The 25,049-nt window shown below is 66.8% G+C and carries 26 protein-coding genes; 9 read left to right on the top strand and 17 right to left on the bottom strand.

The annotated features are described in order from the left end of the window. Positions 1-50: 50 nt before the first annotated feature. Positions 51-2,651 carry an SUMF1/EgtB/PvdO family nonheme iron enzyme gene (locus tag ACIQ7H_RS11860; RefSeq protein ID WP_395791673.1) on the bottom strand — a complete coding sequence of 867 codons (2,601 nt, stop codon included), beginning with the start codon at positions 2,649-2,651 and terminating at the stop codon, positions 51-53. A 487-nt stretch (positions 2,652-3,138) separates the two neighbouring features. On the opposite strand from ACIQ7H_RS11860, the gene ACIQ7H_RS11855 reads away from it, so the two are divergent. Next, positions 3,139-3,501, top strand: a complete 363-nt coding sequence (locus tag ACIQ7H_RS11855) for a DUF3301 domain-containing protein (RefSeq protein ID WP_395791671.1) — start codon at positions 3,139-3,141, stop codon at positions 3,499-3,501. A gap of 189 nt (positions 3,502-3,690) precedes the next feature. On the opposite strand, the gene ACIQ7H_RS11850 is transcribed toward ACIQ7H_RS11855, so the two are convergent. The 5 genes from ACIQ7H_RS11850 to petA all read right to left on the bottom strand — a co-directional run bounded on the left by ACIQ7H_RS11850 (position 3,691) and on the right by petA (position 7,394). Beyond that, positions 3,691-4,122 carry a ClpXP protease specificity-enhancing factor gene (locus ACIQ7H_RS11850; protein WP_395791669.1) on the bottom strand — a complete coding sequence of 144 codons (432 nt, stop codon included), beginning with the start codon at positions 4,120-4,122 and terminating at the stop codon, positions 3,691-3,693. Next, positions 4,119-4,754 carry a glutathione S-transferase N-terminal domain-containing protein gene (locus tag ACIQ7H_RS11845; protein WP_395791667.1) on the bottom strand — a complete coding sequence of 212 codons (636 nt, stop codon included), beginning with the start codon at positions 4,752-4,754 and terminating at the stop codon, positions 4,119-4,121. Before ACIQ7H_RS11845 ends, ACIQ7H_RS11850 begins: the two co-directional genes overlap by 4 nt. Positions 4,755-4,826: 72 nt before the next feature. Next, a complete protein-coding gene (locus tag ACIQ7H_RS11840; protein ID WP_395791665.1) occupies positions 4,827-5,558 on the bottom strand; it encodes a cytochrome c1 in 732 nt (243 codons plus the stop codon). After that, entirely contained in the window at positions 5,551-6,795 is a 1,245-nt protein-coding gene (locus ACIQ7H_RS11835) for a cytochrome bc complex cytochrome b subunit (RefSeq protein WP_395791663.1), read from the bottom strand. The genes ACIQ7H_RS11840 and ACIQ7H_RS11835 overlap by 8 nt, the downstream gene beginning before the upstream one ends. Then, positions 6,795-7,394, bottom strand: a complete 600-nt coding sequence (gene petA, locus ACIQ7H_RS11830; RefSeq protein WP_395791661.1) for a ubiquinol-cytochrome c reductase iron-sulfur subunit — start codon at positions 7,392-7,394, stop codon at positions 6,795-6,797. Before petA ends, ACIQ7H_RS11835 begins: the two co-directional genes overlap by 1 nt. Before the next feature lie 176 nt (positions 7,395-7,570). Between petA and ACIQ7H_RS11825 the strand changes: the two genes are divergently transcribed. Beyond that, positions 7,571-8,695, top strand: coding sequence for a S1C family serine protease (locus ACIQ7H_RS11825; RefSeq protein WP_395791659.1), 1,125 nt, complete (start codon positions 7,571-7,573; stop codon positions 8,693-8,695). A gap of 3 nt (positions 8,696-8,698) precedes the next feature. Here the strand turns inward: ACIQ7H_RS11825 and ACIQ7H_RS11820 are convergent, their stop codons facing one another. Further along, on the bottom strand, positions 8,699-9,430 hold the full coding sequence (locus ACIQ7H_RS11820) for a lytic transglycosylase domain-containing protein (protein ID WP_395791657.1): 732 nt from the start codon (positions 9,428-9,430) through the stop codon (positions 8,699-8,701). A gap of 420 nt (positions 9,431-9,850) precedes the next feature. On the opposite strand from ACIQ7H_RS11820, the gene ACIQ7H_RS11815 reads away from it, so the two are divergent. The 3 genes from ACIQ7H_RS11815 to ACIQ7H_RS11805 all read left to right on the top strand — a co-directional run bounded on the left by ACIQ7H_RS11815 (position 9,851) and on the right by ACIQ7H_RS11805 (position 10,853). After that, entirely contained in the window at positions 9,851-10,006 is a 156-nt protein-coding gene (locus ACIQ7H_RS11815) for a hypothetical protein (RefSeq protein ID WP_395791655.1), read from the top strand. A gap of 137 nt (positions 10,007-10,143) precedes the next feature. Next, a complete protein-coding gene (locus ACIQ7H_RS11810; protein WP_395791653.1) occupies positions 10,144-10,698 on the top strand; it encodes a penicillin-insensitive murein endopeptidase in 555 nt (184 codons plus the stop codon). Then, positions 10,695-10,853, top strand: a complete 159-nt coding sequence (locus tag ACIQ7H_RS11805) for a hypothetical protein (RefSeq protein WP_395791651.1) — start codon at positions 10,695-10,697, stop codon at positions 10,851-10,853. Before ACIQ7H_RS11810 ends, ACIQ7H_RS11805 begins: the two co-directional genes overlap by 4 nt. Positions 10,854-10,856: 3 nt before the next feature. Here ACIQ7H_RS11805 and ACIQ7H_RS11800 read toward each other — a convergent pair whose 3' ends face one another. From ACIQ7H_RS11800 to ACIQ7H_RS11765, 8 genes are all read right to left on the bottom strand, one after another. Then, on the bottom strand, positions 10,857-11,891 hold the full coding sequence (locus tag ACIQ7H_RS11800; RefSeq protein ID WP_395791649.1) for a serine hydrolase domain-containing protein: 1,035 nt from the start codon (positions 11,889-11,891) through the stop codon (positions 10,857-10,859). Positions 11,892-12,070: 179 nt separating this feature from the next. Further along, the gene (locus tag ACIQ7H_RS11795) at positions 12,071-13,708 is read right to left on the bottom strand and encodes a BamA/TamA family outer membrane protein (protein ID WP_395791647.1); all 1,638 of its coding nucleotides are present in this window, start codon (positions 13,706-13,708) and stop codon (positions 12,071-12,073) included. A gap of 149 nt (positions 13,709-13,857) precedes the next feature. Beyond that, positions 13,858-14,337 (bottom strand): OsmC family protein, encoded by a 480-nt coding sequence (locus ACIQ7H_RS11790; RefSeq protein WP_395791645.1) that lies wholly within the window; start codon positions 14,335-14,337, stop codon positions 13,858-13,860. A gap of 3 nt (positions 14,338-14,340) precedes the next feature. Beyond that, entirely contained in the window at positions 14,341-14,799 is a 459-nt protein-coding gene (gene trxC / locus ACIQ7H_RS11785; protein ID WP_395791643.1) for a thioredoxin TrxC, read from the bottom strand. After that, on the bottom strand, positions 14,796-18,173 hold the full coding sequence (locus tag ACIQ7H_RS11780; RefSeq protein WP_395791641.1) for an efflux RND transporter permease subunit: 3,378 nt from the start codon (positions 18,171-18,173) through the stop codon (positions 14,796-14,798). The genes trxC and ACIQ7H_RS11780 overlap by 4 nt, the downstream gene beginning before the upstream one ends. Beyond that, positions 18,166-19,245 (bottom strand): efflux RND transporter periplasmic adaptor subunit, encoded by a 1,080-nt coding sequence (locus ACIQ7H_RS11775; protein ID WP_395791639.1) that lies wholly within the window; start codon positions 19,243-19,245, stop codon positions 18,166-18,168. The genes ACIQ7H_RS11780 and ACIQ7H_RS11775 overlap by 8 nt, the downstream gene beginning before the upstream one ends. Before the next feature lie 9 nt (positions 19,246-19,254). After that, the gene (locus tag ACIQ7H_RS11770; protein ID WP_395791637.1) at positions 19,255-19,458 is read right to left on the bottom strand and encodes a DUF2892 domain-containing protein; all 204 of its coding nucleotides are present in this window, start codon (positions 19,456-19,458) and stop codon (positions 19,255-19,257) included. A 105-nt stretch (positions 19,459-19,563) separates the two neighbouring features. Then, positions 19,564-20,832 carry an NAD(P)/FAD-dependent oxidoreductase gene (locus ACIQ7H_RS11765; RefSeq protein ID WP_395791635.1) on the bottom strand — a complete coding sequence of 423 codons (1,269 nt, stop codon included), beginning with the start codon at positions 20,830-20,832 and terminating at the stop codon, positions 19,564-19,566. Positions 20,833-21,012: 180 nt separating this feature from the next. On the opposite strand from ACIQ7H_RS11765, the gene ACIQ7H_RS11760 reads away from it, so the two are divergent. Next, complete coding sequence (locus tag ACIQ7H_RS11760; protein WP_395791633.1) at positions 21,013-21,402, top strand: rhodanese-like domain-containing protein; 390 nt, start codon at positions 21,013-21,015, stop codon at positions 21,400-21,402. A 205-nt stretch (positions 21,403-21,607) separates the two neighbouring features. Then, positions 21,608-21,949, top strand: coding sequence for an ArsR/SmtB family transcription factor (locus tag ACIQ7H_RS11755; protein WP_395791631.1), 342 nt, complete (start codon positions 21,608-21,610; stop codon positions 21,947-21,949). Positions 21,950-21,997: 48 nt separating this feature from the next. Here ACIQ7H_RS11755 and ACIQ7H_RS11750 read toward each other — a convergent pair whose 3' ends face one another. After that, the gene (locus tag ACIQ7H_RS11750) at positions 21,998-22,630 is read right to left on the bottom strand and encodes a Crp/Fnr family transcriptional regulator (protein ID WP_395791629.1); all 633 of its coding nucleotides are present in this window, start codon (positions 22,628-22,630) and stop codon (positions 21,998-22,000) included. Positions 22,631-22,702: 72 nt separating this feature from the next. On the opposite strand from ACIQ7H_RS11750, the gene ACIQ7H_RS11745 reads away from it, so the two are divergent. Beyond that, a complete protein-coding gene (locus ACIQ7H_RS11745; protein ID WP_395791627.1) occupies positions 22,703-23,728 on the top strand; it encodes a sterol desaturase family protein in 1,026 nt (341 codons plus the stop codon). A gap of 561 nt (positions 23,729-24,289) precedes the next feature. Here ACIQ7H_RS11745 and ACIQ7H_RS11740 read toward each other — a convergent pair. Beyond that, a complete protein-coding gene (locus ACIQ7H_RS11740; RefSeq protein ID WP_395791625.1) occupies positions 24,290-24,553 on the bottom strand; it encodes a hypothetical protein in 264 nt (87 codons plus the stop codon). A gap of 48 nt (positions 24,554-24,601) precedes the next feature. Here ACIQ7H_RS11740 and ACIQ7H_RS11735 point away from each other — a divergent pair, with 48 nt between their 5' ends. After that, positions 24,602-25,033 (top strand): hypothetical protein, encoded by a 432-nt coding sequence (locus tag ACIQ7H_RS11735; protein ID WP_395791623.1) that lies wholly within the window; start codon positions 24,602-24,604, stop codon positions 25,031-25,033. The last annotated feature ends 16 nt before the right edge of the window (positions 25,034-25,049 follow it).

Genomic DNA, 25,049 nt, shown 5'->3' with positions numbered 1-25,049 from the left:
CCGCCGGATCGAAACGGTGCACTTCGGCCGCCGGCCGTTCAAGCTCTGGATCAGTCGCGAGCCGGCAATTCGCGAACAACGCGAATGCCGATGGTAGTGAAGCCCGGCTCCGCTGCAAAGCCGCGCGGCCCAGCCTCGTTGGCCGGACTGAACCAACTGCCGCCCGCGGCGACACGTTGGCGGCAGCTGTTGCCGTCGCAGTCGCTGAGCCATTCGGCCACATTGCCCCACAGCCCGCGCAAACCGGCGGTCTCAAAGGCGCCGCCTGCAGATCCGGTGTGGTCATGGCCGTCGCTGCATTCACTGGCTTCGCGGGCGTTCCAGGCCTGCGCGGCGCTCTGGTCGCGGAAGTTGGCGGCACAACCCGGTTGGGGCGAGCCGGCCACCGACTGCCATTCGGCCTGCGTCGGCATCCGGTAACGCGCACCGGTCTGTTCGCTCAACCATCCGGCGTAGGCCTCGGCCATCGCAAAGTTGACGCAGACCACCGGGTGGCCGCCGTCCTGGGCGAAGTCCGGCGCCTGCCAGCTGCGGCGCCGCGAGCTGCGCAACAGCGATTCGCGGTCGCGGCAACTTGGCAGGCTTTGACCGAACTTGGTCTGACCCGCGGCAACCCAGTAGCGCCGGAACTCGTCCACGCTGACCTCGTTGCGCGCCCAGCCCAAGCGCGCAACGATTCGCAGTTCAGGGCCATCACTGCCATCGCGCAGGCGGTCGCGGAACATATGGCCCGGCTTGCCTTGACGCGCGCTTTCCTCGCTGCCCGAACGCGCGGCGCCGGATTGGGGATCCAGCCGCAAGGCTTCGGCATACAGCGCCTGCGCCTCGTCGCTGCGCCAGGCCCGCAACGCCTCCGCGCCGGCGACGATCCTGCGGTCGTGCTCGCGTGCACGCAGATCCATGGCCTCGGCCAGCACGGCCTCTCCGGCCGCGTGTGCGGCGGCCACCTGTTCAACGCACTCAAGCGCCTGCAGTTGACCATCCAGGTCGGCCGCGGCGACGGCAGTCTGCAGACAGCGCCTGCCGACTTCGGCAACGCCCGCCTGCGCCTCGCGATTGGAGGGCTCGATGCGCAGCGCGAGCAGATAGCGCTCCAGTGCGTTGCGCCCGGGTGGGGCGATCAGACGACCGGCTTCGATATTGGCGCGGCCAAACAGAATGAAGCGCGCGACCGGATCTTCCACCGTGGGAAGGGCGGCCAGATCAAGCTCAATGCCGCCTGTGGGCGGGAATTCCAAAGCGGCGTCCATTTCGTCCGCCGTGAGGTCGCCGCTCGCGAGCGGCGCGCGCGCCTGCAGCGTCATCGCCGGACGGGCGTCGGCCACAGCACTTGAGGCAGCAGCCGGCACGCTCGCGAGCGGCGCAGGCATGGAGTTCGTGCCATCTGCCAGCCACCACCACAGGCCCGCGAACAACACCAGCACGGCCACGGCGCTGGCGGCATAGAGAGGCACCACCGAGGGCGGCGGCGGTTCGGGCGTGCTGCCGGGCAGTTGAGTGCGCGGGCGCGACGGAATGACCGTTTCGGCGCGACTATCCCCAAGGTCGGCCGGCATTCGGCGCGAGGGTGCAGTGACGCGAGTGGTATCTGCGGGTGCGGGTGGAGCGAGTGCGGCAGCTTCAGGATCCGGCGCTGTCCGGGTCTTGACTGTCGCGGGACGCTCAGCGTGCTGGGGCTCCGGCCGCGCATGGAGCGGCTCTGCCGGCGCCGGGGCCCGCTCTGCGACGGCAAGAGCGGGCGGCCCGAGCAGCTTGGCCGACCACGCCGTGGGTGGGTCGGGACGCTGCTTGACTGCAGGTTCCGGTGACGGCGCCGTTCCGTCTGGCGGCGCAGCCCCAGCGGCCTCCGCAAGCGCAGTTTGCGCCGCCGCCGAAGCGGAGAGCGTTCGCTGGGCGCCGGGCGAGGTCGCCGCCTCTTGCAGTGGAGCAGCCACGATGGCGCCGCGCAGGGTCGCCGGCTCGGCTGAAGGGCTGGTCGCTGCGGGTTCGGTCTTGGGCACCGTCAATGCTGACCCTTGCATCCGGCCCTCCAGCCCGTCCAGGCAGGACAGCAGCTCGCTCGCCGACTTGAACCCACCCGCGCTGCAGCCGTCAACGATCGGCTGCCAGCGCTGCAGATAATCCGGCAGCGTTGCGCCGCTGGCGGTCGGCGCGAAACCGGTCAGCGCTTCGTAGAACAGCGCCCCGATCTCGCTGAGCGTGGCGCGGGCGCCCTCATCCTGAGCCGGCGGCGCCAGCCGGGTGATCACCGGTCGTCCCGTTGCCTCGAACAGGATCGATTCGGCGTGCAGTTCCGGCCGATGGGGAGAACGCTGCTCAAGATGGTTGACCACCAAGGCCAGCCGGCGCAGCAGGGTGCAGGCCTGTTCCAGGTCGATGCCCTCGCGCAGCCGGGTCGCCAGACTTGGGCCAGGCAGTCCGGCCAAGGCCACATAGAGGCGGCCATCGACGGTTTCTCCGATGTCGAGCACGGTGGCAAGACCAGGATGGCGCAGCCCTGCCAATTGCCGGACGCCGTCGCGCACGCGCGTATCGGCGTCACTCCAGATCTGCAGCAGCACCTGCGCGTCCTGCATCAACTGACGCGCACGCAACAACACCAAGCCGGGCTGTACGCCCAGCTCAGATTCGATCCCATACCCCTCGATCACCCAAGACGCCACCGACTCCCCCAATCTGGTCCCCCGGCCGAGCGGGTCAGCGCCCGGCCCAAACAACGCTGTCTCTTCTAGCCATTCAATTGGCGGCATCGCCGCCGTGTCGGTGTCGTTGCAGCCCCCTCGCCGCCAGCAGGTGCCGGGGCGCCGAGTCGGGCCTTCCCGGTTTGGGCGGCGTCCGCCAGCGGATGTGCAGGTTTGCAGCCGCGTGGGTGGCCGCCGCTCGCGCTAGTTTAGTGATTCGTACTGACCGGACCGCAACTGCGAGTGGCTTTGCGTGACTGGCAAGGCGCGGCGACGAGTCATAACAGCGCTCTGGCGAGGAGGAGCAAGGCCGCCAGCCGTGAAGAGACGCCGCAGATGCGTTCGATCAAATGCGAAGCACTGCAGCAGCTTGCGTTTCGTTGCAACTGGCGCGCGCGTCGGCCTTTCCATCAGCGCACGTCTTGCGGCCGCTCGTTAGCGCCCCCAGACTGATGCGATGGAAACTTCCCTGATTCTGCTCGTGCTGTTCGGCATCGGCCTGCATGCTTGGATACGCGCCCGCGACGCCGCTGAAGAGGCGCGCCGCCTTGGCGCCGAAGCCTGCGAACGTGCCGGCGTGCAGTTGCTCGACCACTCCGTCGCCCTGGTCAAGCTCGGGCTGAAGCGCAACGACAGCGGCCGACTGGGCGTCGTGCGGCAATACCGCTTTGACTATTCCCGTGAAGGCAGTGATCGCGCCAGCGGGGGGCTGGCCCTGCTGGGCCTGAAGCTGCTTTGGATCACCGCTCCCGAGCCGCTATCGGAACCCCAGCCAGCAGCTCCACTGCTGCCGGGGCGCAGCTTCGGCAACTGGGGCTAGGCGCTGAAGTTGGCGCCAGGACTGGCGCCAAGCGGCACCCGCGCACGATCAACAGACCCACTACAGGGATGATGTCGACCCGAGCGGTGCTTATTGGCTCAGCTGGGCGATGGTTCGACGCACGTCGCGCGTGAACGTGGGGAAGGATCGGCCGCCGCGCTGCTGACCACATCGTCCGTCCGTTGCGGCCTATTTGATGACACGCAGGTGCGAACGCTTCGGCGGTTCGTCGCCGCTGGGCGTCGGCGCTGGCGGTTCACGTTCGACTGCCGGCGCCGTCAGCTGCGGGTCGTCGGGCGGCAGCATCATGCCCTGCCCGGTTTCCTGCGAGTAGATCGCCTCCACCGCATCAAGCGGGATCGAAAGCGAGTGGCTGCTGCCGGAGAAGCGCGCGTGGAAGCGTATCCGCTCGTTGCCCAGCTCCAACGCTTCCACCGCACGCATGGCGATGTTGAGCACCACTTTGCCGTCCTTCACCGCGAAAGACGGCACCTGCACGCCCGGCACCGCCGCATTGACCAACAGATACGGCGTCAGGCCGTTGTCGTTGATCCAGTCGTAGATCGCCCGCAACAGGTAAGGGCGATTGGAAGTCATGCGCGGTGGCGTCGGCTCGGTCATGCAGGTAGTTCACGGTAGTGCCGCTCTTCGGGCAGCAGGCTGCGGACGAAGATCGGGCTGCGGAAAATGCGCTGGGCGTAGTCTTCGATGGGCTTCGCGTCGCGGGCAAGGTCGATTCCGAGAGCCGGCAGCCTCCACAGGATCGGGGCAAGCGCGCAGTCGGCCAGCGAGAGCTCGGTATTGAGGAAAAAGCGCGAGGCCTTGAACAACGGCAACGATGCCTGCACCAGCTCACGCATGCGTTTGCGCGCGGCTTCGGATTCGGCCCTGCTGCCCGCGGCGATGGCATCGAGCTCGGGGATCCACTCCTGCTCCAGCCTCGACATCGCCAGGCGCAGGCGCGCGCGAGACAACGGATCGATCGGCATCAGTGGTGGGTGCGGATAGCGCTCGTCGATGTACTCGCTGAGTACGGCGGCCGAGTAGAGCACCAGATCGCGATCAGCCAGGGTCGGCAGGCTCAAGGTCGGGTTGATATCGAGCAGATCCTCGGGAGGCTGGTCGGGATCGACCGCCACGAGCTCATACACGACGCCTTTCGCCGCCAGCACCAGACGAATTCGGTGACAGGTCACGCAGTCGCGCGCCGAAAACAGGGTCAGCGCGTTGCGCAGACGTGGACTCGCAGCCATCCCGTATCTCCCCATCCCACAAGATCAGGGTTCGGCCGGTGCCCGCAAGAGCACCGGCCGCCATACGGTCTGTCAGTGGACGTCTCGCCAGTACTCGGTCTTGAGCAGCCAGGCGAGGAAGGTGAAGACCGCGAGGAAGAGAATAACCCACACGCCATAGGCTTCGCGCTTCAGTGCCGCGGGCTCACCGACATAGGTGAGGAAGGCGGTGATGTCGCGGATGGTGCGGTCGAATTCCTCAGGTGTCTGGCTGCCAGCCGGAGCCAGCTCGAAGCCCGCGATCTCACCGTGCTCGCCGTAGGTCGGGCGCTGAATGCCCTGCAGCCCCCACAACACGTTCGGCATCGAGGCGCCCGCCAATACCGTGTTGTTCCAGCCGGCCGGACGGGTTTCGTCGACGTAGAACGACTTCAGGAAGGTGTAGGTCCAGTTCGGGCCGCCCGGCTTGGCGCGCGCGACCAGGGACAGATCCGGCGGGGCCTTGCCGAACCAGACCGCACCGTCAGCAGGGTCCATCGAGGCCTTCATATGCTCGCCGAACTTGGCGCCGGTGAAGTTCAGGTAGGACATCACCTGCTCTTCGGACAGACCAAGATCCTTGGCGGTGCGCGAGTAGCGCTGATAGCCCAGCGAGTGGCAGCCCGCGCAGTAGCTCATGAACAGAGCGGCGCCACGCTGCAGCGAACTTTTGTCGTTGATGTTGACCTGGCTGTCGAGCAGGGGGCCACCGCCAGCCGCCAAGGCAACGCTTGAGCACAGGGTGGCTGCGGCTGCGAAGGCAAGCGCAATCAGTCGCTTAATCATGGGTGGTCACCCGGTCCGGCACCGGCCGCACGGAATCCCAGCGGGTCCAGAACGGCATCAAGAGGAAGAACGCGAAGTAGTACACGGTGAAGATGCGAGCCATCAGGGTCTGCGTCTCGCTGCCGGCCTGCAGGCCGAGCCAGGCCAAGCTGACGAAGCCGACCGCGAAGATGGCGATCAGCAGCTTCGACAGCGGGCCGCGATAGCGGATCGAGCGCACCGGGCTGCGGTCCAGCCAGGGCAGGAGGAACAGGATCATCACCGCGCCGCCCATGATTATTACGCCGAACAGTTTGTCCGGCACCGCGCGCAACATCGCGTAGTACGGCGTGAAGTACCACACCGGCTTGATGTGCGTGGGCGTGACCATCGGGTCAGCAGGGATAAAGTTGTCGTACTCAAGGAACAGGTCACCAAAGGTCGGCGCGAAGAACACGATGAACGCTGCGATGGTCAGGAAGAAACCGGCGCCGAACAGGTCCTTGACCGTGTAATAGGGGTGGAACGGGATGCCGTCCAGCGGCTTGCCGTCTGGGCCCTTCTTCTTCTTGATGTCGACGCCGTCGGGATTGTTCGAGCCGACCTCGTGCAGCGCGCCCAGATGCAGCACCACCAGCAGCAGCAGCACCAGCGGCAGCGCGATCACGTGCAGGGCGAAGAAGCGGTTGAGGGTGGCATCGGAGACCAGGAAATCACCGCGGATCCACTCGGTCAGCTCGTTGCCGACAAATGGCACGGCGCCAAACAGGTTGATGATCACCTGCGCACCGTGGTAGCTCATCTGGCCCCAGGGCAGCACATAGCCCAGAAAGGCCTCGGCCATCAGCACGAGGAAGATCGCGACACCAATCACCCAGACCAGCTCACGCGGTTTCTGCGAGCTGCCGTACACCAGGCCGCGGAACATGTGCAGATACACCACCACGAAGAACAGCGACGCGCCGGTGGAGTGCATGTAGCGGATCAGCCAGCCCCACTCGACGTCGCGCATGATGTATTCGACTGAGGCGAAGGCCTCGGCGGCAGACGGCTTGTAATTCATCGTCAGCCAGATGCCGGTGACGATCTGATTGACCAGCACCAGCAACGCCAGCGAGCCGAAGTAGTACCAGACGTTGAAGTTTTTCGGCGTGTAGTACTGGCCGACATGCTTGTTGTAAGCGCCCTTGAGCCCGGGCGCGCGGTCGTCCACCCACTGGGTGACACTCGCGACAGTGCGATCGATCATGCTGGACATCAGGCGGCTCCCTCAGGATGGACGCCAATGATGAGGGTACCTTCGTCGACAAAACGATGCGGTGGCACCTTGAGGTTGGTCGGTGCCGGCACGCCATCGAACACACGACCCGCCAGGTCGAAGCGCGAGTTGTGGCACGGACAATAGAACCCGCCTCTCCAGTCGCCGTCGAAGGGCTCGGCCTGCACTTCAGGCTTGAACAGTGGCACGCAACCCAGATGGGTGCACAGGCCAACCAGCACCAGATACTCGGGCTTGACCGAGCGCTGCTCGTTCTTGGCGTAGTCGGGCTGCTGGTCGAGGTTGGTCGACTGCGGGTCCTTCAAGCGACCGGCCAGCGCCGGCAGCTCGGCCAGTTGCTCGGGCGTGCGCCGGATGATGAACACCGGTTGCCCGCGCCAGGTGACCGTCAGCCGCTGACCGGGTTCGATCTTGGAGATGTTTTCGGTAGTCGGCGCTCCGGCCAGCTCGGCGCGTGCGCTGGGCTGCCAGGAACTGATGAAAGGCACGGCGGCCATGATCGCTCCGGCACCACCCACCACGGCCGTGGTGGCAGTCAGGAAGCGGCGGCGGCCTGGGTTGACGCCTTGGTTAGCCATTCGGCTCTCCGCACTTGCGCAATTGGGAATTGGAGCAGGGCCGAAATGCGGGCCTTGCGAAGCGGCGTAGTGTAGCGGATGGCTGAACCCATCGACAACGCAAGCGGGCTCGACGCTGGCTGCGGCGAGGCCCTTCACAGGGCACAATGCGGGCCGCCCGCGCCACCGATGACGCCATGCAGCGCCCTTTCCGTCCATTGATGTTCCTGCTGCAGAGCGCCGTGTTCGGGCTGGCTGCTGCTTTTGTGATCCTGCAGCTCGTGCCGGGCGTCGCCGGTTGGCTGCGCGGCGGCGCTGCAGCCAGTGCGGCGGCACCGCTGCACAGCTACGCGGATGCGGTACAGCGCGCGGCGCCGGCGGTGGTCAGCATCTATGCGGACCGGGTGGTGACCGAGCGCCTGCTGATCCGTCCGGACCCCACTACGCAAAGATTCTCGGGCGTCACCGTCGGCCCGACCCGGACCCGACTTGCGCGCGCGCTCGGCTCTGGCGTGATCGTCAGTGAGGACGGCTACGTGTTGACCAACCACCACGTGATCTCCGGCGCCGAGCAGATCCGCGTCGCACTGTGGGATGGCCGGGTCACCCAGGCCCAGATCGTGGGCAGCGATGCCGAAACCGACATCGCAGTGCTGAAAATGGACGGCAGCAGCTTGCCGGCTCTGGTGCTGGACCCCGAACTGCCGATGCGGGTCGGTGATGTGGTGCTGGCGATCGGCAATCCGTTCGGCCTCAGCCAGACGGTCACCCAAGGCATCGTGTCCGGGCTTGGCCGCACCCCCTTGAATCAGGCGTTCTCGGAGGACTTCATCCAGACCGACGCGGCGATCAACGAGGGCAACAGCGGCGGCGCCCTGGTCAACGCGAGCGGCCAGCTGATCGGCATCAACACCTTCGTGCTGGGACGGCTGAATGGCGCCGAGGGGATTGGCTTTGCGATTCCGATGAAGATCGCCAGCGAGGTGTTTCGCGAGATCCGCGAGAAGGGCGTGGTGACTCGGGGCTGGCTGGGTGCGGAATACGGCGATGCCCCGGTGTTGCCGGGCGCGCATGCGCTTGAGGGCCCACGCGGCGTAGCCCTGACCGGCGTCTACAGCGGTGGGCCCGCCCAGGGCGTGGGGCTGCGCGCCGGCGATATCCTGTTGGAGTTCAACGGCGTGCCGGTTGAAGATGCTGCCAGTCTGCGCCAGCGCGAGGCGGAGCTGCCTCCGGGTTCGCGCGTACGTGTCGCCGGTCTGCGTGCCGGGGTTCCATTCCAGACCGATCTCGATCTGATGCAGCGGCCGCCCGCTGGCGCCTGATCGCTACAGCGCACCGGGCGCAGGCGAGGCTGACGCAGCCGCCGGAGCCTGCGCCAGTTCGACCCGGTAGCGGCCGAGCAGGGTCGCGACGCGTTCGACAAACACCTGCGTTTCGGCGTAAGGCGGGACACCGTCGAAGCGATCTACCGCGCCCTCACCGGCGTTGTAGCCCGCTGCCGCCAGCCGCGTGTCGCCGTCGAAGCGCTTCAGCAGCCAGGCCAGATACGCAGTGCCGCCGTAGATGTTGTCGCGCGGCGAGAACGGGTCCACCACGCCGAAGCGTGCCGCAGTGGCAGGCATCAGCTGCATCAGGCCCTGGGCGCCCTTGTTGGACAGCGCCGCGGTCTGGAACGCCGACTCGGCGTGGATCACCGCGCGCACGAAAGCCTCTTCAACCCCGTGCGCCAGTGCCGCGGTGCGGACTTCTTCTGCGAAGGCGGTGACGTTCAAGCCGACTGCGTTGAAATCGACGCTGCTGCGCACGCTGCAGGCGAAGCAGGTTTCGATGTAGCTGAAGAGCACTTGCGCGGGCTGGCCGGCCGGGCGCCGGTTGGTGTAGTGGACGACACCGTCCTTCATGTAGCGATACACCGCGCCGCGGCTGACCCGCGCGTCCGCGGCGGCGGCCGGGGCGTCGATCACCGCACCATCGCTGCGGGTGCGGAACTCCACCGAAGCGGTGGTGGGAACGGCCGCCGCGGGGGGCGGCACGGCGGCCAGAGCCGGAGCGGTCACGGGCTCTCCAGTCGCCACGGGCGCAGGCGTTGGAGTCGGAGGCGTCGCAGGCGCTGCCACCGTACCGGAGTTCAAAGTGACCGGCACCTGCAACCGCTTGCAGCCGTTGTAGCCGGTCGCGTCAGAGGTGAATACGGTCTCACCCTCCGCGCCGGTGCAGCGAAACAGCGACGAGGCTTGGGCCCCCTGCGCAAACAGGACGCTGGCAGCGAGCAGCATGGGGACACAACGGGCGGGGCGGATCGGCATTGGGCAAGTGTCTGTCAGAGCAGCGGAAAAACCAAGCCGGCGAACCGGCGCAGTGGTCTGAGAACCAGATCGGCCCACCGAGTTCCGATCAATTGGACGCTTCTACCCACTGCGCGACGTGGGGCCAACACCCATGTCGGCGACGGCCGCGATATCGACAGCTTGGTCGCGATGCGGGAATCCCGTGGTGCCACCCTGCCGATGCCGCGACTGATCCTGCGAAGCGTGCAGATCAATATCCGCGCTGGTCAGCTGCCCGAGCCTGAGGGCAACGGCCTGAGCCATCTGAAGCTCCGACTGAATGCATTTCCGGGTGGACCGACGTAGGTCGGGATCGCTCCCGGAGCTCACCTCGACAGGAGTGCCAGGCCGGCGAACACACGGTATCCGGCGCGCTGGACCTGTCGGCCGGACGCCACGATCATGGCCCCCTATCGAAGCCCGGCATCAAAGAGCGCGGACTGATGATGATTCGAAACATCCGAGTCCTGCTGCTGGCGGCAGCACTGCTGGCCGAATCGGCGCATGCGGACACACCGCAACACGACCGCAGCCGCTGTTTCGGCAGCGTCTCGCAGGGCCGACTCGAGAACGCCAGCAAGCTTCCAGTGACCGGCGCCAACTTCCAGGCCTTCAGCGGTGCCGCGGCGGCGCTCGGTCGCACGCATACGCATTCGGTGGTGCGGGCCATCGCGCTGGACGCGTATGCCGTGATCGCCGCACAGCAGCCTGAGCTGCGCTTCGTCTACGGCGAAGCGAGCTGGCCGCAGGGCGGGCGCCTGCGTCCGCACCGTACCCACCAGAACGGCCTGTCGATCGACTTCTTCGTGCCGGTGCGCGATGCCGCTGGCCACTCGGTGCCGATTCCGACCAGCCCCTTCACCCGCTTCGGCAATGACCTGGAGTTCGACCAACTCGGCCACCTGGGCGAGCTGCAGATCGACTTCGAGGCGCTGGCAGAGCACCTGTTCCAGCTGCAGCAGGCGGCCACAAGCGTGACGCCGGCATCGCACTGGTGATCCTCGACACCCGCTATCTGCCCGCTCTGTATGCAACGCGCCGGGGCCGCGTACTGCGTCAGCAGCTGAACTTTCTGCCGCGCCAGGCCTGGGTCCGCCACGACGAGCACTACCACGTCGATTTCGCCCTGCCCTGCGCGCCACTGCAGCGCTGAGGCCTATCGAATTACGGGAACCGGCCGTTCGAACACCTGCGCCCAGAATGCGGTGGTGATCCGGTTCAGCGCCGAGCTCTCGGCGTTCAAGACCACGGCGAGGCCGACGCCATGGCGCGGCGAGTAGGCGACTTCGGCCACATAGCCCTTGACCCAGCCACTGTGCAGGTAAAGCTCGTCTTCGCCGATCCGATAGATCCGCCAGCCCAGCCCGTAGTGGGCGTCGTCCAGCAGTTCGCTCCAGCCGCGCCGGCGCAGCTCGCGCGGCGTACGCACGCGTTTGCGAGTGGCGGCGGTGATCACCTCGGCCGGCAGCGCGGCGGGGAAATGCCCGAGCTGGGCCAGCAGCCATTGGCCAAGATCACGCGCGCTGGCATTGATACCGGCGGCCGGCGCGACCTGGTAGTAGGCCGGTTTCAACACCGCTTGCCGCCACACCCCCGCGCGTTTTTCGTGCGGCAGCGCGTGATTGGAATCAGCCTGCAGCGCGTCCAGACCGAACGAGGCCCGCCGCATCCCCAGCGGGGTGAACAGCCGCCGCTGCACCAGCGCCGTGTAGGGCTCGCCGCTGGCCTGTTCCAGCACCGGGTCGATCAGTGAGAACGCGATGTTCTGGTAGCTGTAGCAGCTGCGCGGCGCGCAGATCGGTGTGAGTTCACGGAAGTGCGGCAGGATGTTGGCCAGCAACTGGTCGGCATCGAGCAGGTTGTCGTAGGCGTTTGGCACCAGTCCGGTCGACTGACCCAACAAATCTTCGATGCGTAAGCGCCGGGTGTCTTCAGCGCGCTTCAGCGCAAAGCCCGGCAAGCGATCGGCCAGCGAGTCCTGCCAGCCGAGCTGACCATCGCGCACCGTCAGGCCGGTCGCCACCGCCGCAAAGGTCTTCGAGACCGAGGCCAATCGGAACACGGTGTCGGCATCGACCGGTGCCGCTGCGCCGGCCGTGCCCCTGCACCCGCGCCACCGCGCCGCCCACCACCACGGCATACGCGCCGCCCGGTACACCGGACTCCACCAGCACCTGTCGAAAGTGAGCATCAAACGCCTCGGCTTCGGGCACCGCCGCCATCAGCGAGGTCGAACACCACAGAAACCCGACTGCGGCGAGCAGGCGCGAGAGACGAACTTTGGACATGGCGTGGATTTCTGTCGAGGCGGGCGCGCGATGCTGCCGCACCTCAGCACAACGCGCGCGGAACGCCAACCGCTCCAGACCCTCAGAATGCGCGCCGCGCCTCGATCACGAATTCAACCGTCTTCAACGACGGATCGCTGTCGACCGGAATCGCCAGATCGATGTGGATCACCCGCGCGAACGCGCTGCGCGTGTTCGACAGCCGCAGGCCCACGCCGACGTCCGCCATCAATCCCGGGTTGGCATTGCCGAGACCATCGTCGCCCCAGCTGCGGCCGACATCAGCAAACACCGCACCACCGACACGAAACAACCGCCACGGGTACCAATCGGTGAAGTAGCGCTGCTCGACGCTGAAACGGGCGAAGCTCTCACCGCCGGCCCAACGCAGGGGGTAGGCGCGCAGGCCCGTATCGCCGCCCAGATACTCGCGGCCATCGAGGTCCAGCTTGTGCCCGTACTGCGCCTCCAGGGTGGCGAAGAACAGCCGGTTTTTGCCATTTTCACGGTAGTAGCGTGCGCTGCCCGACAGGCTCAGATCACGCGCGTTGCCGTCCTCCACCCGGGTCGAGAACTCCGTCTGCAGCCGCAGCAGCGACGCCTTCGGCAGGCGCAGGCCGCGGCTTGCCTCGACTTCCAGCCACCAGGCGTCGCGATCGGCACCGAGCACGGTGTCGGAGCGACCCAGCCGCGCCAGCCAGCGCTGACCGAGCAGAGCGTCTTCGCTGACGTCGATCTGGTCGTAGTTGCGCAGCACCGCCCAATCGTTGCGGATCGACTCGACGCCCACCCACGGGCCGGTGAGGTGCCGGTCTTCAGGCAGCGGGCCGCTGAGTTCGGGGTCGACCGAGGGCAGGAAGTCACGCTGCAGATCACGCAGGCCGACGGTGTAGCGGGTCACGCGATCGCCCTGCAGGCCGCTCGACACGCCCCACCACGCATCGAAATCGCGATTGCGCTGGCGGAATTCGGCGACCTCCTCGCCGCGTGAGTACAACGACTCCTCAAGGGTCAGATGATCGATCCGCACGCCCCAGCTACGCCGCGTGTCGAGGGCGTAGAACGGCTGCTGCACACCGACCGCCCAGCCGCTGCCGTCGCTGTTGTCGGTGGCGCGCAGGTCGAGCCGGGTCCAGGGCCGGAACTGGTGATCATTGCGATAGCTGAGCGCGGTTTCGCTGCGATCGGCATCCGAACGCCGGGAAAGCGACAGCTGCGCGCCGGTGCCGAGCAGATTGCTTTCTTCCAGATCCAGACCGTACGAAGATTCGCCGCCCTTGCGGCCGCCCGAGATCCCGGGATTCAGTGACCACACATCGCGGGTCTCGACCGCGATCGCCACGCGCCCGTCGACACAGGCGACCGGACGCAGCTCGGCCTCGCGCAGATACTCGGTGGCACGCAGCACGCGCGCACTTTCGTCCAGCAAGCGCTGTCGATAGGGATCCCCGGGCGCCACCAGCAACTGGCGCCGCACCACCTCGTCACGGGTGACTCGATGCAGGCGGTTGGCGGCGCGGAACAGCGCGCGGTCCTCCTCCTTGATAGAGGTGTCGAACACGTTGTTGCGCTGGATATGGATGTCGCCGACCACGGCTCCCGCGGCCTCCAGCTCAGCCGGGATCAGCGAGCCGCTTGCCGGACAGGCAGCCCACAGCGGGTCGGTGACGGCGAGCGCACACGGAAGACTCAAGCACAGCAGGCGGTAGGTGGGCCGCATTCGAACTCCTCGCGGGTTGGACTCGAAAGTCGGGTGCCGGTCGCAACGCGACGGCCGGGCCGAGAGCCGCAGCCTAAGCCTGAACGCGCTGGCAAGACGGTACGCTATCGCTCATTGGCGGCGTTTTTTGCAGCGCCGGGGCCGGGCGTTCAGCCCGTCGACCCTTGCGCTGCGGTGCCATGCAGCAGCGCGCCGGTGACATCGACCACGCTGACATTCACCTCGACGCCGCTGCGCACGCTTTCTGTCACCACGCAGAACTGCTCGAACTGGGCCAGAATCCGATCGATCTGCTGATAGCTGCCGGCCATCTCCGGCAGGGTGATCTGCGCATCGACCTTGGCGACGCGCATGCGCCCGGCCTCGTTGCGGCCCATGTGGGCCGTGGCCTGCACACGCAGCGAGGTGGGCTCGTTCTTGTACTTGCGCAGCGCGAACAGCAGGCTCGCGCCCATGCAGTTGGCGACGGCCGCGACCAGCATGCGCGATGGATTGGGCCCGCTGCCGCCGCCCAGAGGCGCCGGCTCGTCGCTGAGCAGATCGGGGATTTCGGTGCCCTCGAAGCTGATGCGAAAGACGTAGTCCTGCTCCTGCTCGACGACGATGCTGAAGGTTTCAGTCTCGGCCATGGCTCAGTTCCCTTGGGCGTACTGCATGAAGGCAGTGCGCGCGAAGCGCACGATCTCGCCGGCCGGCAACGCGCCGGACTGACGGGCGACTTCCCGACCGGCGTGGAACAGCGCCAGGGTGGGAATGCTGCGGATGCCGAACTGCTGGCCGAGGGCGGGCTGCGCCTCGGTGTCGACCTTGGCCAAATGAAACTGCGGCTCAAGCTCGGCCGCCGCCTGGGCGAAGGCCGGAGCCATCAGCCTGCACGGGCCACACCAGGGCGCCCAGAAGTCGACCAGTACCGGCAGTTGGGCGCGGCCTGCATGGGCCTCGAAGTTCTCGCTGCCCAGCTCAAACGGGCGGCCGGCAAAAATCGCACCGCCGCAGCGCCCACAGTTCGGCCGGTCGTACAGGCGCGCCTGTGGCACGCGGTTGAGTCCGTGGCAGTGCGGGCAGGCCAGCACAATGGTGTCGTCGCTCATGCAGCAGTCTCCTTTTCGGCTCGCAGATTCAACCACGCGTAGTACAGCAGCGGGATCACCACCAGGGTCAGCACCGTCGACACCAGGATGCCGAAGATCAGCGCGATGGCGAGACCGTTGAAGATCGGATCGTCGAGGATGAACAGCGCGCCGGCCATCGCCGCCAGCGCGGTCAGGGCGATCGGTTGCGCACGTACGGCGCAGGCTTCGATCACGGCGTCTTCAAGCCGTCGACCGTGGGCCAGCTCGTGGTTGATGAAGTCCACCAGCAGGATCGAGTTGCGCACGATGATGCCGGCCAGGGCGATCATGCCGATCATGCTGGTGGCGGTGAACTGTGCCCCCAGCAGGGCGTGCCCGGGCATCACACCAATGACCGTCAACGGGATCGGCGCCATGATGATCAGCGGCACCACATAGCTGCGGAACTGCGCCACCACCAGCAGATAGATCAGCAGCATGCCGGCGCCGTAGGCGATACCCATATCGCGGAAGGTCTCGAAGGTGATCTGCCATTCGCCGTCCCACTTGAGGCTGAAACCGGCGGTGCTCTCCGGCGGTGAGAAGAAATGCTGCTCCAGCTCGAACCCGCCGGGCCGCGCATCGGCCAATGCGCCGACCACGGCGAACATGCCATACAGCGGGCTGTCGACCGCACTCGCTTCATCGGCCATGACGTACACCACTGGCCGCATGTCCTTGTGGAAGATCGCGTGCTCCCACTCGGCCGCCTGTACCCGCACCACTTCGGACAGCGGCAGCATGCGGCCATCCGCCGCACGCACGCGCAGACCGAGCAACGCGTCCAGGCTGGCTTGATCGCCGCTGGGCAGACGCAGCCGCACCGGCACCGGGTACTTGGAGGCGCCGTCGCGCAGATAGGTGGCATCGACACCGGAGACCGCCGCCTGCAGCGCCTGGGCGATCTGCGCCTGCGACAGGCCCAACCGCGCCGCACGCTCGCGATCGACCACCAGCACCTCACGCGCAGCAGTGGCTTCAACCGTGCTGTCGATGTCGACCAGGCCCGGCGTCGTGCGAAAGGTCTCGGCCAGATCGAGCGCAATCCGCCGTGCGCTGGCCGCATCGGGGCCGTAGATCTCGGCCACCAGCGGCGACAGCACCGGCGGGCCCGGCGGCACCTCGACCACTTTCAGGGCCGCACCGTAGCGCGCGGCGATCTGCTGCAGCGCCGGCCGCACCGCGCGGGCGATGTCGTGGCTCTTGCGCGCGCGCTGCGACTTGTCGACCAGATTGACCTGCAGGTCGCCCACGTTGGCGCCTTCGCGCAGGTAGTACTGGCGCACCAACCCGTTGAAGTTGACCGGCGCCGAGGTGCCGGCATAGCCCTGCATGTCGGCCACTTCGGGCACTTGAGCAAGCGTCATCGCGAGCTCTTGCAGCAGCGCATTGGTGCGCTCCAGCGGACTGCCCTCGGGCAGGTCGACCACCACCTGGAACTCCGACTTGTTGTCGAAGGGCAGCATCTTCAGCACCACCAGCTGCACCACCGCCAGCCCGGCTGACAGCACCACCGCCGCAGCAATGCCGGCGAACAACAACCAGCGCCGGCGCGCGCCACGCTCGCGATGCAGGAACGGCCGTAGCAGACGCTCGAAGACTGCGTGCAGGCGGGCCGCGATGCCGCTGCCGTGGGCTTCTCCCTTCGCCGCCGTGTCGGTCGCCACCGTTGAATGGGGTGGATCTTGACCCACCAGGGCCTCAACTGTGCGCCCCCCTTCAACCTGCACATCGCCCACGCGCGACGATTGCGAGTTGTCGAACGGGTCGGGGCCCGGTGGGTCGAGACCCACCCTATGCGTCGTGTGCTGCTTCGACAGCAGCTTCAGCGACAGCCAGGGCGTGACGATCAGCGCCACCGCCAGCGACAGCAGCATGCCGACCGAGGCATTGATCGGAATCGGCCGCATGTACGGCCCCATCAGGCCACTGACGAAGGCCATCGGCAGCAGCGCGGCGATCACGGTGAAGGTCGCCAGAATCGTCGGGCTGCCGACCTCGTCGACCGCGGGTGGAATCGCCTCGATCAGCGACTTGCCGCCGCGCGCCATGTGGCGGTGAATGTTCTCAACCACCACGATCGCATCATCCACCAGGATGCCGATCGAGAAGATCAGCGCGAACAGCGAGACTCGGTTGATGGTGAAACCCATCGCCCAACTGGCGAACAAGGTCAGCGCCAGTGTGATGATCACGGCGCTGCCGACCACTACCGCCTCGCGCCAGCCCAGCGCGAACAGCACCAGCAGGACCACGGCCATCGTCGCGAAGACCAGCTTCTGGATCAGTTGGATCGCCTTGTCGTTGGCGGTCTTGCCATAGTCACGGGTGATGCTGACCGTAATGCCTTCCGGAATCAGGCTGCCGCGCAGCTCGCCGATGCGACGTTCAACGGCCGTGGTGATGTCAGCCGCGTTCGCGCCCGGCTTCTTGGCGATCGCGATGGTCACTGCGGGGGCCATGCCCTGCAGGGCGCCGTCAACCGTTGGTGCATGCCAGACGTATTGGATCGGCAGATCGGCGCCGCGGCGGATATCGGCGACATCCGACAGCAGCAGCGGGCGGCCCTCGCGCAGGCCGATCACCAGCTCGGCCACCTGCTGGGCATCGGCCAGATAGGTGCCCGCGGTGACCGGCACCTGCACGCCAGCGCTGATCCGCTCGCCGGCCTGGCTGACCACATTGCTGGCGGCCAAGGCAGCGGACAGGTCGTTCATGTCCATGCCATAGGTGGCGAGGCGTACCGGGTCCAGCTCCACCACCACGGCACGGTCCGGTGCACCGATGCTGTACACATCGCGGGTGCCGGGCACGCGCTTCAACTCGGTCTCCAGCGTGTGCGCGACTTCAGCCAGCTCCACGCCGCCGCGGGCGGGGTCGTCCGTCCACACGGTGAGGCTCATCACCGGCACATCATCGATGCCCATCGGCCGCACCAGCGGCTGGCCGACGCCGAGGCCCGGCGGCGCCCAGTCGGCATTCGAGTAGACCTGGTTGTACAGCCGCAGGATCGCGTCTGCGCGCGGCACACCGACGGTGAACTCGACCGTCAATACGGCGATACCGGGCCGGCTGATCGAGTAGACGTGCTTGACGCCCTCGATCTCCGACAGCACCTGTTCCAGCGGGTAACTGATCAGATTCTCGACGTCCTCGGCCGGCGCGCCCGCGAAGGGCACGAACACATTGGCCATGGTGACGTCGATCTGCGGCTCTTCCTCGCGTGGTGTGATCATCACCGCGATCAGGCCCAGCAGCAGGCCGGCGATGGCGAGGATCGGCGTCAGCGGATTGTTCTGGAAGGCCGCGGCCAGTCGGCCGGAAATGCCCATGCGTGCGCCCTGCTCAGTCATCGCCGCGGGCCTTGCGCTGCTGCTCCAGCCAGACGCCGGCAGCGACCGGATCGGCGGCGACGCGTTCACCGGTGCTCAGGCCTGAAAGCACCTCGAATGCATCGCCGTAACGATGCCCAAGGCGCAGCTGGCGCAGGCTGAGCCCCGACTCGGCCAGCACGTAGGCGGCGGTAACCTCGCTGCGTCTGACCAGGCTGGTCGCCGGCAGCAGCAGGCGCTCGGCTTCGCCGATCACGAACGCGACCTTCGCAGTCATGCCCGGTGCCAAGTCGGTATCGGCCTCGGGCAAGTCGACCCGCACGCTGAAGCTGTGGGTGCCAGCGTCGGCATACGGAAACACGGTCACCGATTCCGCGGCGATTCGGCGCCCGTCGGCCAGCAGCAGAAAGGCGCGCCCGCTGGCGCGAATCGCGGCCACGTCCGACTGCGGCACCTGCACCGCCAGCCGCAGCCGATCCAAGGACAAGCCTTCGATCAGCGGCTGGCCGGGCCCGACGGTTTCACCGACCTCGACGAAGCGACGCGTGACGATGCCCGAGTACGGCGCGCGCACGACCGTGTAGTCGACCCGCTCACCGGCCGCGCTCAATGCGGCTCGTGCCGATTCGAGCTGGGCGCGCGTGGCATCGCGGCGGGCGGTGGCCTGATCCAGCTGGGCACGCGCGACCAGCCGCCGCTCGTAGATCTCCGATACGCGCTTGAACTCCGCTTCGGCCTCGCTGGCCGCCGCCTGTGCCGCGGAGAGCGCCGCCTGCGCCTGCCGCTGCGCGGACTGCTGCTCCACCGCAGTGAATCGCACCACCACATCACCGGCGTTGACGAAGTCGTTCACGTCATAGGGCAGCTCGAGCACGCGGCCGCCGGTCTGTGCCGACAGCGTGGCCTGGTGCACCGCCTCGACCACGCCGTCCCAGATCCGCTCACGCGCCGCGGTTTCGGCGCGCGCTTCGATCAGGGCCAGCGGTGGCGCGGCGGCCGCGGCCGGCTTCAGTTCGGGCTCTGAACCACCGCATGCCGACAGGGCCAGCAGCAGGGGCAGCGCGATGACACGCAGGTGCGGGACGGTACGCATCGTTTTTCCTTACTTGAACGCGCAGCCCGACTTTACGCCGAGCTTCGAGAACACCATCGCCGCGGGGCAGAAGCCTGTAAACGAAGCCTGCAACAGGTTGGCGCCGACGAACAACGTCAACAGCAGCCACCACGGCGACACATAGTGAGAGAGGGCGACGCTGAGCAGGATCAGCACGCCAGCGAAGGCGAAGATGGCACGGTCGAGGTTCATGGGGTGTTCCTTTGGTTGGGGATTCGAGATTCGGGATTCGGGATTCGTTGGAAGCAGGTTGGCGCGGAGTGGTGGGCGGGCTCCGGGCCTGCGATGAGTTCTGCTCTACTTCAGCCGGTCGATACCGAGCGCTTTCAGCAAGTACTTTTCGTACAGCGGCTCGGTGTTGCCGGACTTCATCTTCGACAGGAAGTACTTCTCGAACGCGATCTTGGCGAGATGCACCCAGCGGCCGACCTTGGCCCAGGTGACATTGCGCGGCGGGATCTGCGGGATCGCCACGAATGCGGCGCCGGTGTCGCCCATGTCGGCGAGGCAGATCGCATTCCAGGTCGCTACCGCTTCAGCGGGTCGGCCGTCGAGGTCGGCACGGATGTTCTCGACGATCGCGCTGACCATCGATTCGATCATGAAGCCGGTCTTGGGTGCGCCGGTCGGCACCGGCGTGACTTCCACCGGCGGAATCGCCACGCAGACGCCGGCCGAGAACACGTTCGAATAGGTCGGGTTGCGCTGGTGGCGATCGATCAGCACGAAGCCGCGCGGATTGCACATCTCCTTGACCGCACGCAACGCGTCCACCCCGGTGAACGCCGGCAGCACCATCGAGTACTTGAACGGCAGCCGGTGCTCGCGCGCCTTCTCGCCGGCCTCGTTCATCTCGTGAACTTCCATTTCGCCCGCGCGCACTTCGGCGATCCGCGCGTTGACGATCCACTTGATATGACGCTGGCGGAACTCGCCTTCGAGCAAACCCTTGGAGTCGCCGACGCCGCCCAGGCCCATGTGGCCGACGTAGGGCTCGCTGCTGACATAGGTGATCGGCACCCGATCGCGCAGTTTGCGCTTGCGCAGGTCGGCATCCAGGATCATCGCGAACTCGTAGGCGGGGCCGAAGCAACTCGCGCCCTGTGCGGCGCCGATCACGATCGGGCCGGGATCCTTGATGAATTCCTGGTACGCCTGCCAGGCATGCAGCGCATGTGGCGTGGTGCAGATGGACTGGGTGTGCGCTTCCGGGCCGAGGCCTGGAATTTCGTCGAAGGCGAGCCGCGGGCCGGTGGTCAGCACCAGGTAGTCGTATTCAAGGCGTCGGCCATCGGCCAGCGTCAGCGCATTCTCGGTCGGCAGCAGCGTCTGAACGCCGCAGCTTTCGAACGCGATGTCCTTCTTGCCGAGATAGGGGCCGATCTCGATCTGGATGTCCGAGGGCTTGCGCCAGCCCACTGCCACCCAGGGGTTTGACGGCGTGAATGAAAACCGCGGGCTGTCACCGACCACGGTGACCGAGTGCCCCTTGCCGAGCCCCGCGCGCAGCTCGTAGGCCACGCTGATGCCGCCGATGCCGCCGCCTACCACGATGATCCTGGCCATCACAGCCACCTCCCGCATGCCGGTCGTCAGAGGTCCAGGCGCGGCCCGAACCGGGGGGCCAGCGCCTGAGTGCAGCAGTTGTGGAGGGGACGCTACGCCTGACTTGCGCGGCTGCACCTGACATTGGACAATTTAGATAACTCTAATATTAGAGTAAACTAATATTTACTGGAGAGTGCCATGTCGAAGTCCCCATCCGAGCTGGTTGCCGAAGCCCGCGCGCGCATCAACGAAGTCAGTGCCGAAGCGCTGGCGGCCGAGGCACCGGGCAGCTACGTGCTGATCGATGTGCGCGAACCCGCCGAGTTCGCCACCGGTCACCTCGCGGGCGCGGTGCCGATTCCGCGCGGCGTGCTGGAGTTCCAGGTCGAAGCCAACCCTGCCGTGGCCTGCGTGACCGAGCCTGCGCTGGCCCTGCGCGAGCGGCCCATTGTTGTGTACTGCCGAACTGGCGGCCGGTCCGCTCTTGCTGCTGAAAGCCTGCAGAACCTGGGCTTCAAGAACGTGCGCTCGCTGGCCGGCGGCATCACCGCCTGGACCGCCGCGGGGCTACCCGTGACGATGCACTAGAAGCCGGCAGGCCGGGGCAAAGCTCAAGCGGCGACGCGGCTGCGACAGGCACATGAGAACGCGGCGCAACCCAGCCGCGGCCACGCTCCAACTGCCACGGAGCCCAGCCCACACGACCAGGCGATGCTGCCAAATCCGCACGCCTGGTCACCCGCCCTAGAATGGTTCGCCCAAGCGGGCCCGCCACTCCAGCTACAGCGACCACATGCCCACATCCAAGTCCAACACCCAGATGATCGCCCCTACCGACGCCGAGGAGATGCGCGCGCATGCCACCGATGCCGCACAGCTGTTGAAGGCCATGGCCAATGATCGCCGACTGATGATCCTGTGCATGCTGGTCGGCGGTGAACAGGCGGTCGGCGACATCAATGCAGGGCTGGAACTGTCGCAGTCAGCCCTGTCGCAGCATCTGGCGGTGTTGCGCGAGGAAGGCCTGGTGCGTACCCGGCGCTCCGCACAGACGATCTACTACTCGCTATCGCCCGGCCCGGTGCAGGAGATCATCGGCGTGCTGCACAGGATCTACTGCGGCACGCCGGGTTGAGAGCCGGTAGACGAGTCGACTGCTGCTGCGCTCGCATCCGACTGTGATTCACGCCGACGCCAATCGACGCCGGATGCGTGACAGCGCCACCGGCGTGATGCCCAGCCAGGCCGCGATCTGCTTCTGGCTGACGGCAGACTCCAGCGTGGGCTGCGCCTCGATCAGCGACCGATAGCGCTCAGCGGGCGACAGTTGTACCAGCGCAGCCTCGCGTCCCAGCCGCTGCGAGCTCGCCCACATGAGCCGATCCATCAGATACGTCCCGCTGGCAGCATCGCTGCGCCGCAGGGCGTCGAGCTTGGCGACCTCCAGCACACGCACTGCCGTTGGCATCAAGGCCTCGATACCCAGCGCGGATTCGGCGCAGCACAGCCGCGCGTTGCTAGGCGCCTGCGTGCCGTCGGGCATCAGATCCAGACGGCCCTCCGACGGCAATGCCGCGGTGCGGTCGCTCGCCCGCAGCTCCAGCCGCGCCCAGGCCCAGGCCCGCGGCCCGAGGAAGTCGTGGTTGAACTCGCCTCCGTCGGCACCCAGCGAATAGGTGCGCAGCAGGCCGTGCTCAAGCACCCAGACCTGGCTGCACACGGCGCCGGGTCGGACCAGGCTGTCACCCTTGGCCAGTACACGCAGGGGGCTGCACTGGATCAAGGTTTGCAGGGCCGCTGGCAGTGATTGATGCATCCGTAAACCCGGGTTAATGCGCGATTGCGCGAACGCGACGAGCCTGCAGCCCCCACCGAAACGGCCCAGCGCATGCATTCGACCACCGATTGGCGCCCGCGTCATCCCAACTGCAACGGGCTGCAGCTCGGCCTGCTGCTGGCCCTGCCCTGCTGGCTGTACGCCAGCACTGGTCTGCCACAGGCGCTCCGTCTGCTGCCGTGGCTCGGCATGGTGATGCTGGTGGTGTTCGCCGCAGAGTTCTGGTGCACGCACCGCCGCGACTGGCAGCCGACATCGGCCGAACTCAAGCGCGACATCAGCGTGTTCGGCCTGAACGCAGTCGCCGACGGCGCGATCAGCGCTCTGTTGGCGATCGTGGCGGTCGCGCTGGCTGGGGACGCACTGGGCTGGCCGTTGGCGCTGCAGCTGGCGTTGGGCCTGCCGCTGGCGGAGTTCGGCCCGTACTGGCTGCACCGCTTGAGTCATCGTGACGGCTGGTTGTGGAAGGCGCACCTGCTGCACCATCGGCCCGATAAGCTCAACGCTGCAAATGCACTCACGGCGCACCCGCTGAATGCGGCATGGGACACGTTGGCGCGAGTGCTGCCACTGCTGCTGCTTGGATTTTCCGGTGAAGCCATCCTCGCGCTCAGCACATTCGCCTTGACCCAGAGCGTTCTGGTGCACGCCAACATCGAGACGAGGCCGGGTCGGCTCGGTTGGGTACTCGGCAACGCCGAGCTGCATCGACTTCACCACAGCACCGACAGCGCTCAGGCCGGCAACTTCGGCACCGCGATTCCGCTGTGGGATCACGTGTTTGGCAGCTGGCGCTTCGGCCCGGAGCCGCACGCGGTCGGTGTGTTCGAGGACGCGGCCTACCCGACTGCACTGCAGTGGGGCGCACTGCTGGCTGTTCCTTTCAGTGGCCTCTCCGTTGGCCGAGCCTGCGGTGCGAGGCTCAACGCCTGCCGAAGGTCTGCAGCTTGCGCGGCCGACGCCACCATAGAAATCCGACCACCGGCAGCATCCACAGCGGCGCGAGGTGCAAGGTCCCAAGCCAGCCACTGCGCGCCGCCATCAGACGATCCACCGCCACCGCCGGCATCTCGGTGACATAGGCGTGGCGCTCCACATTGGCCTCGGCGAAACCCGCCATCGAGTCGGTCAATCCCAGCGGAGCCGCCAGCGCCTCACCGATCAGCAGATAGCTGTAGGCCAGCGGCGCCTGCATGCGCAGCGGCTCACGCAGGCTGGGGCCGAGCACAGCCGAGCCGGCAACGCCAGCCCAGAAGGCAAGGTTCACCAGCAGGCAGACCACCCAGATGAACATTGCTACCGCGTGCATCGGAAGGCGCATGGCTTGGCTCCGTTATCTGATCGGCGTCGGCGGGATCGAGGCGCCTCGCAGTATGCAGCTGCAGGCGCGGACGGCGCCCGCCATGTTGAAAGCAGACAGAGCGCCCGAGCGCTCACGGAGGCGTTGCTGAATGCACTCGGCGCCCACTTGCCGGCACAACCACGGGCGGAATCCGCTGCTAGAATCCACAGTCCCTTCTCCCATGCAAAGGCCTGTTGATGAGGATTGCTTCGCTGCGACCGTTGCTCAGCCTGCTGCTGGCAAGTACCTGCTTCCTCGCCGGCTGCGCGGCGCCCTCGGCAAGCCGGACCAGCCCATCAGCGCCTGCCGTCGCGGCCGAAGCGCCTGCGGTGCAGCCCTACACGCTGGAGAGGTTTCGCGAAGAGCGCAAGCTCGAACAGGACGTGGCAACGATCGTTGTCGACAATCCCTACGGCGAGGTCCAGATCCGGCAAAGCAGCAGCAGTTCGATTTCGATCCAGGTCGTTGAACAGCGCATCGGCGCCAGCCCGCGCGAAGCGCGCCGCGAATGGTTTTCCGAACCCGGCACGCAGGGCATTCGCGTTCGCTACGACGAGCATGACCCTGCGACTCCGGCCGACCCTCGGCTCGGCCGGGTCGACCTGTTCGTGTTCGTGCCGTCGAAGCTGAAGGTCCAGGTCTACGCCGACTTCGGCGCGATCGTCGTGCGCCGCCTGGACAACTCTGTGTTCGCACGCAGCCGCAGCGGAATCATCACGGTCGCAGCGCGAGGCGCGATGGATCTCGAAAGCGAAACAGGCCTCATCCGCGCCTTCGCGATGAGTGCAGAGTGGGCGGAACCGGTTCGTCTGCGCACGGGCGGCGGTGTGCTGGCCGACGTTCCGCTCTTCATCGAACTTGATCTTGAGGTCACGGCAGCCAGCGGGATCAGCGCCGATTTTGAACTGGACCAGCGCGCCCAGCAGCCCGATGGCCGCTGGACCGCGAACCATCGCCTTGGGGGAGGCGTGCGCAAGATGTTGATTGAAAGTACAGCGGCCGACGTGATGCTGCAGGGATTGAAATCACCGGTTCGCTGATCTGCAAGGGGGAGCG

Origin of the sequence: Aquimonas sp. (assembly GCF_044377145.1) — a bacterium.
Taxonomy (GTDB): Bacteria; Pseudomonadota; Gammaproteobacteria; order Xanthomonadales; family Xanthomonadaceae; genus Aquimonas.
The sequence above is the reverse complement of the archived record's forward strand: the minus strand, read 5'-3'. Positions and strand labels throughout refer to the sequence as shown.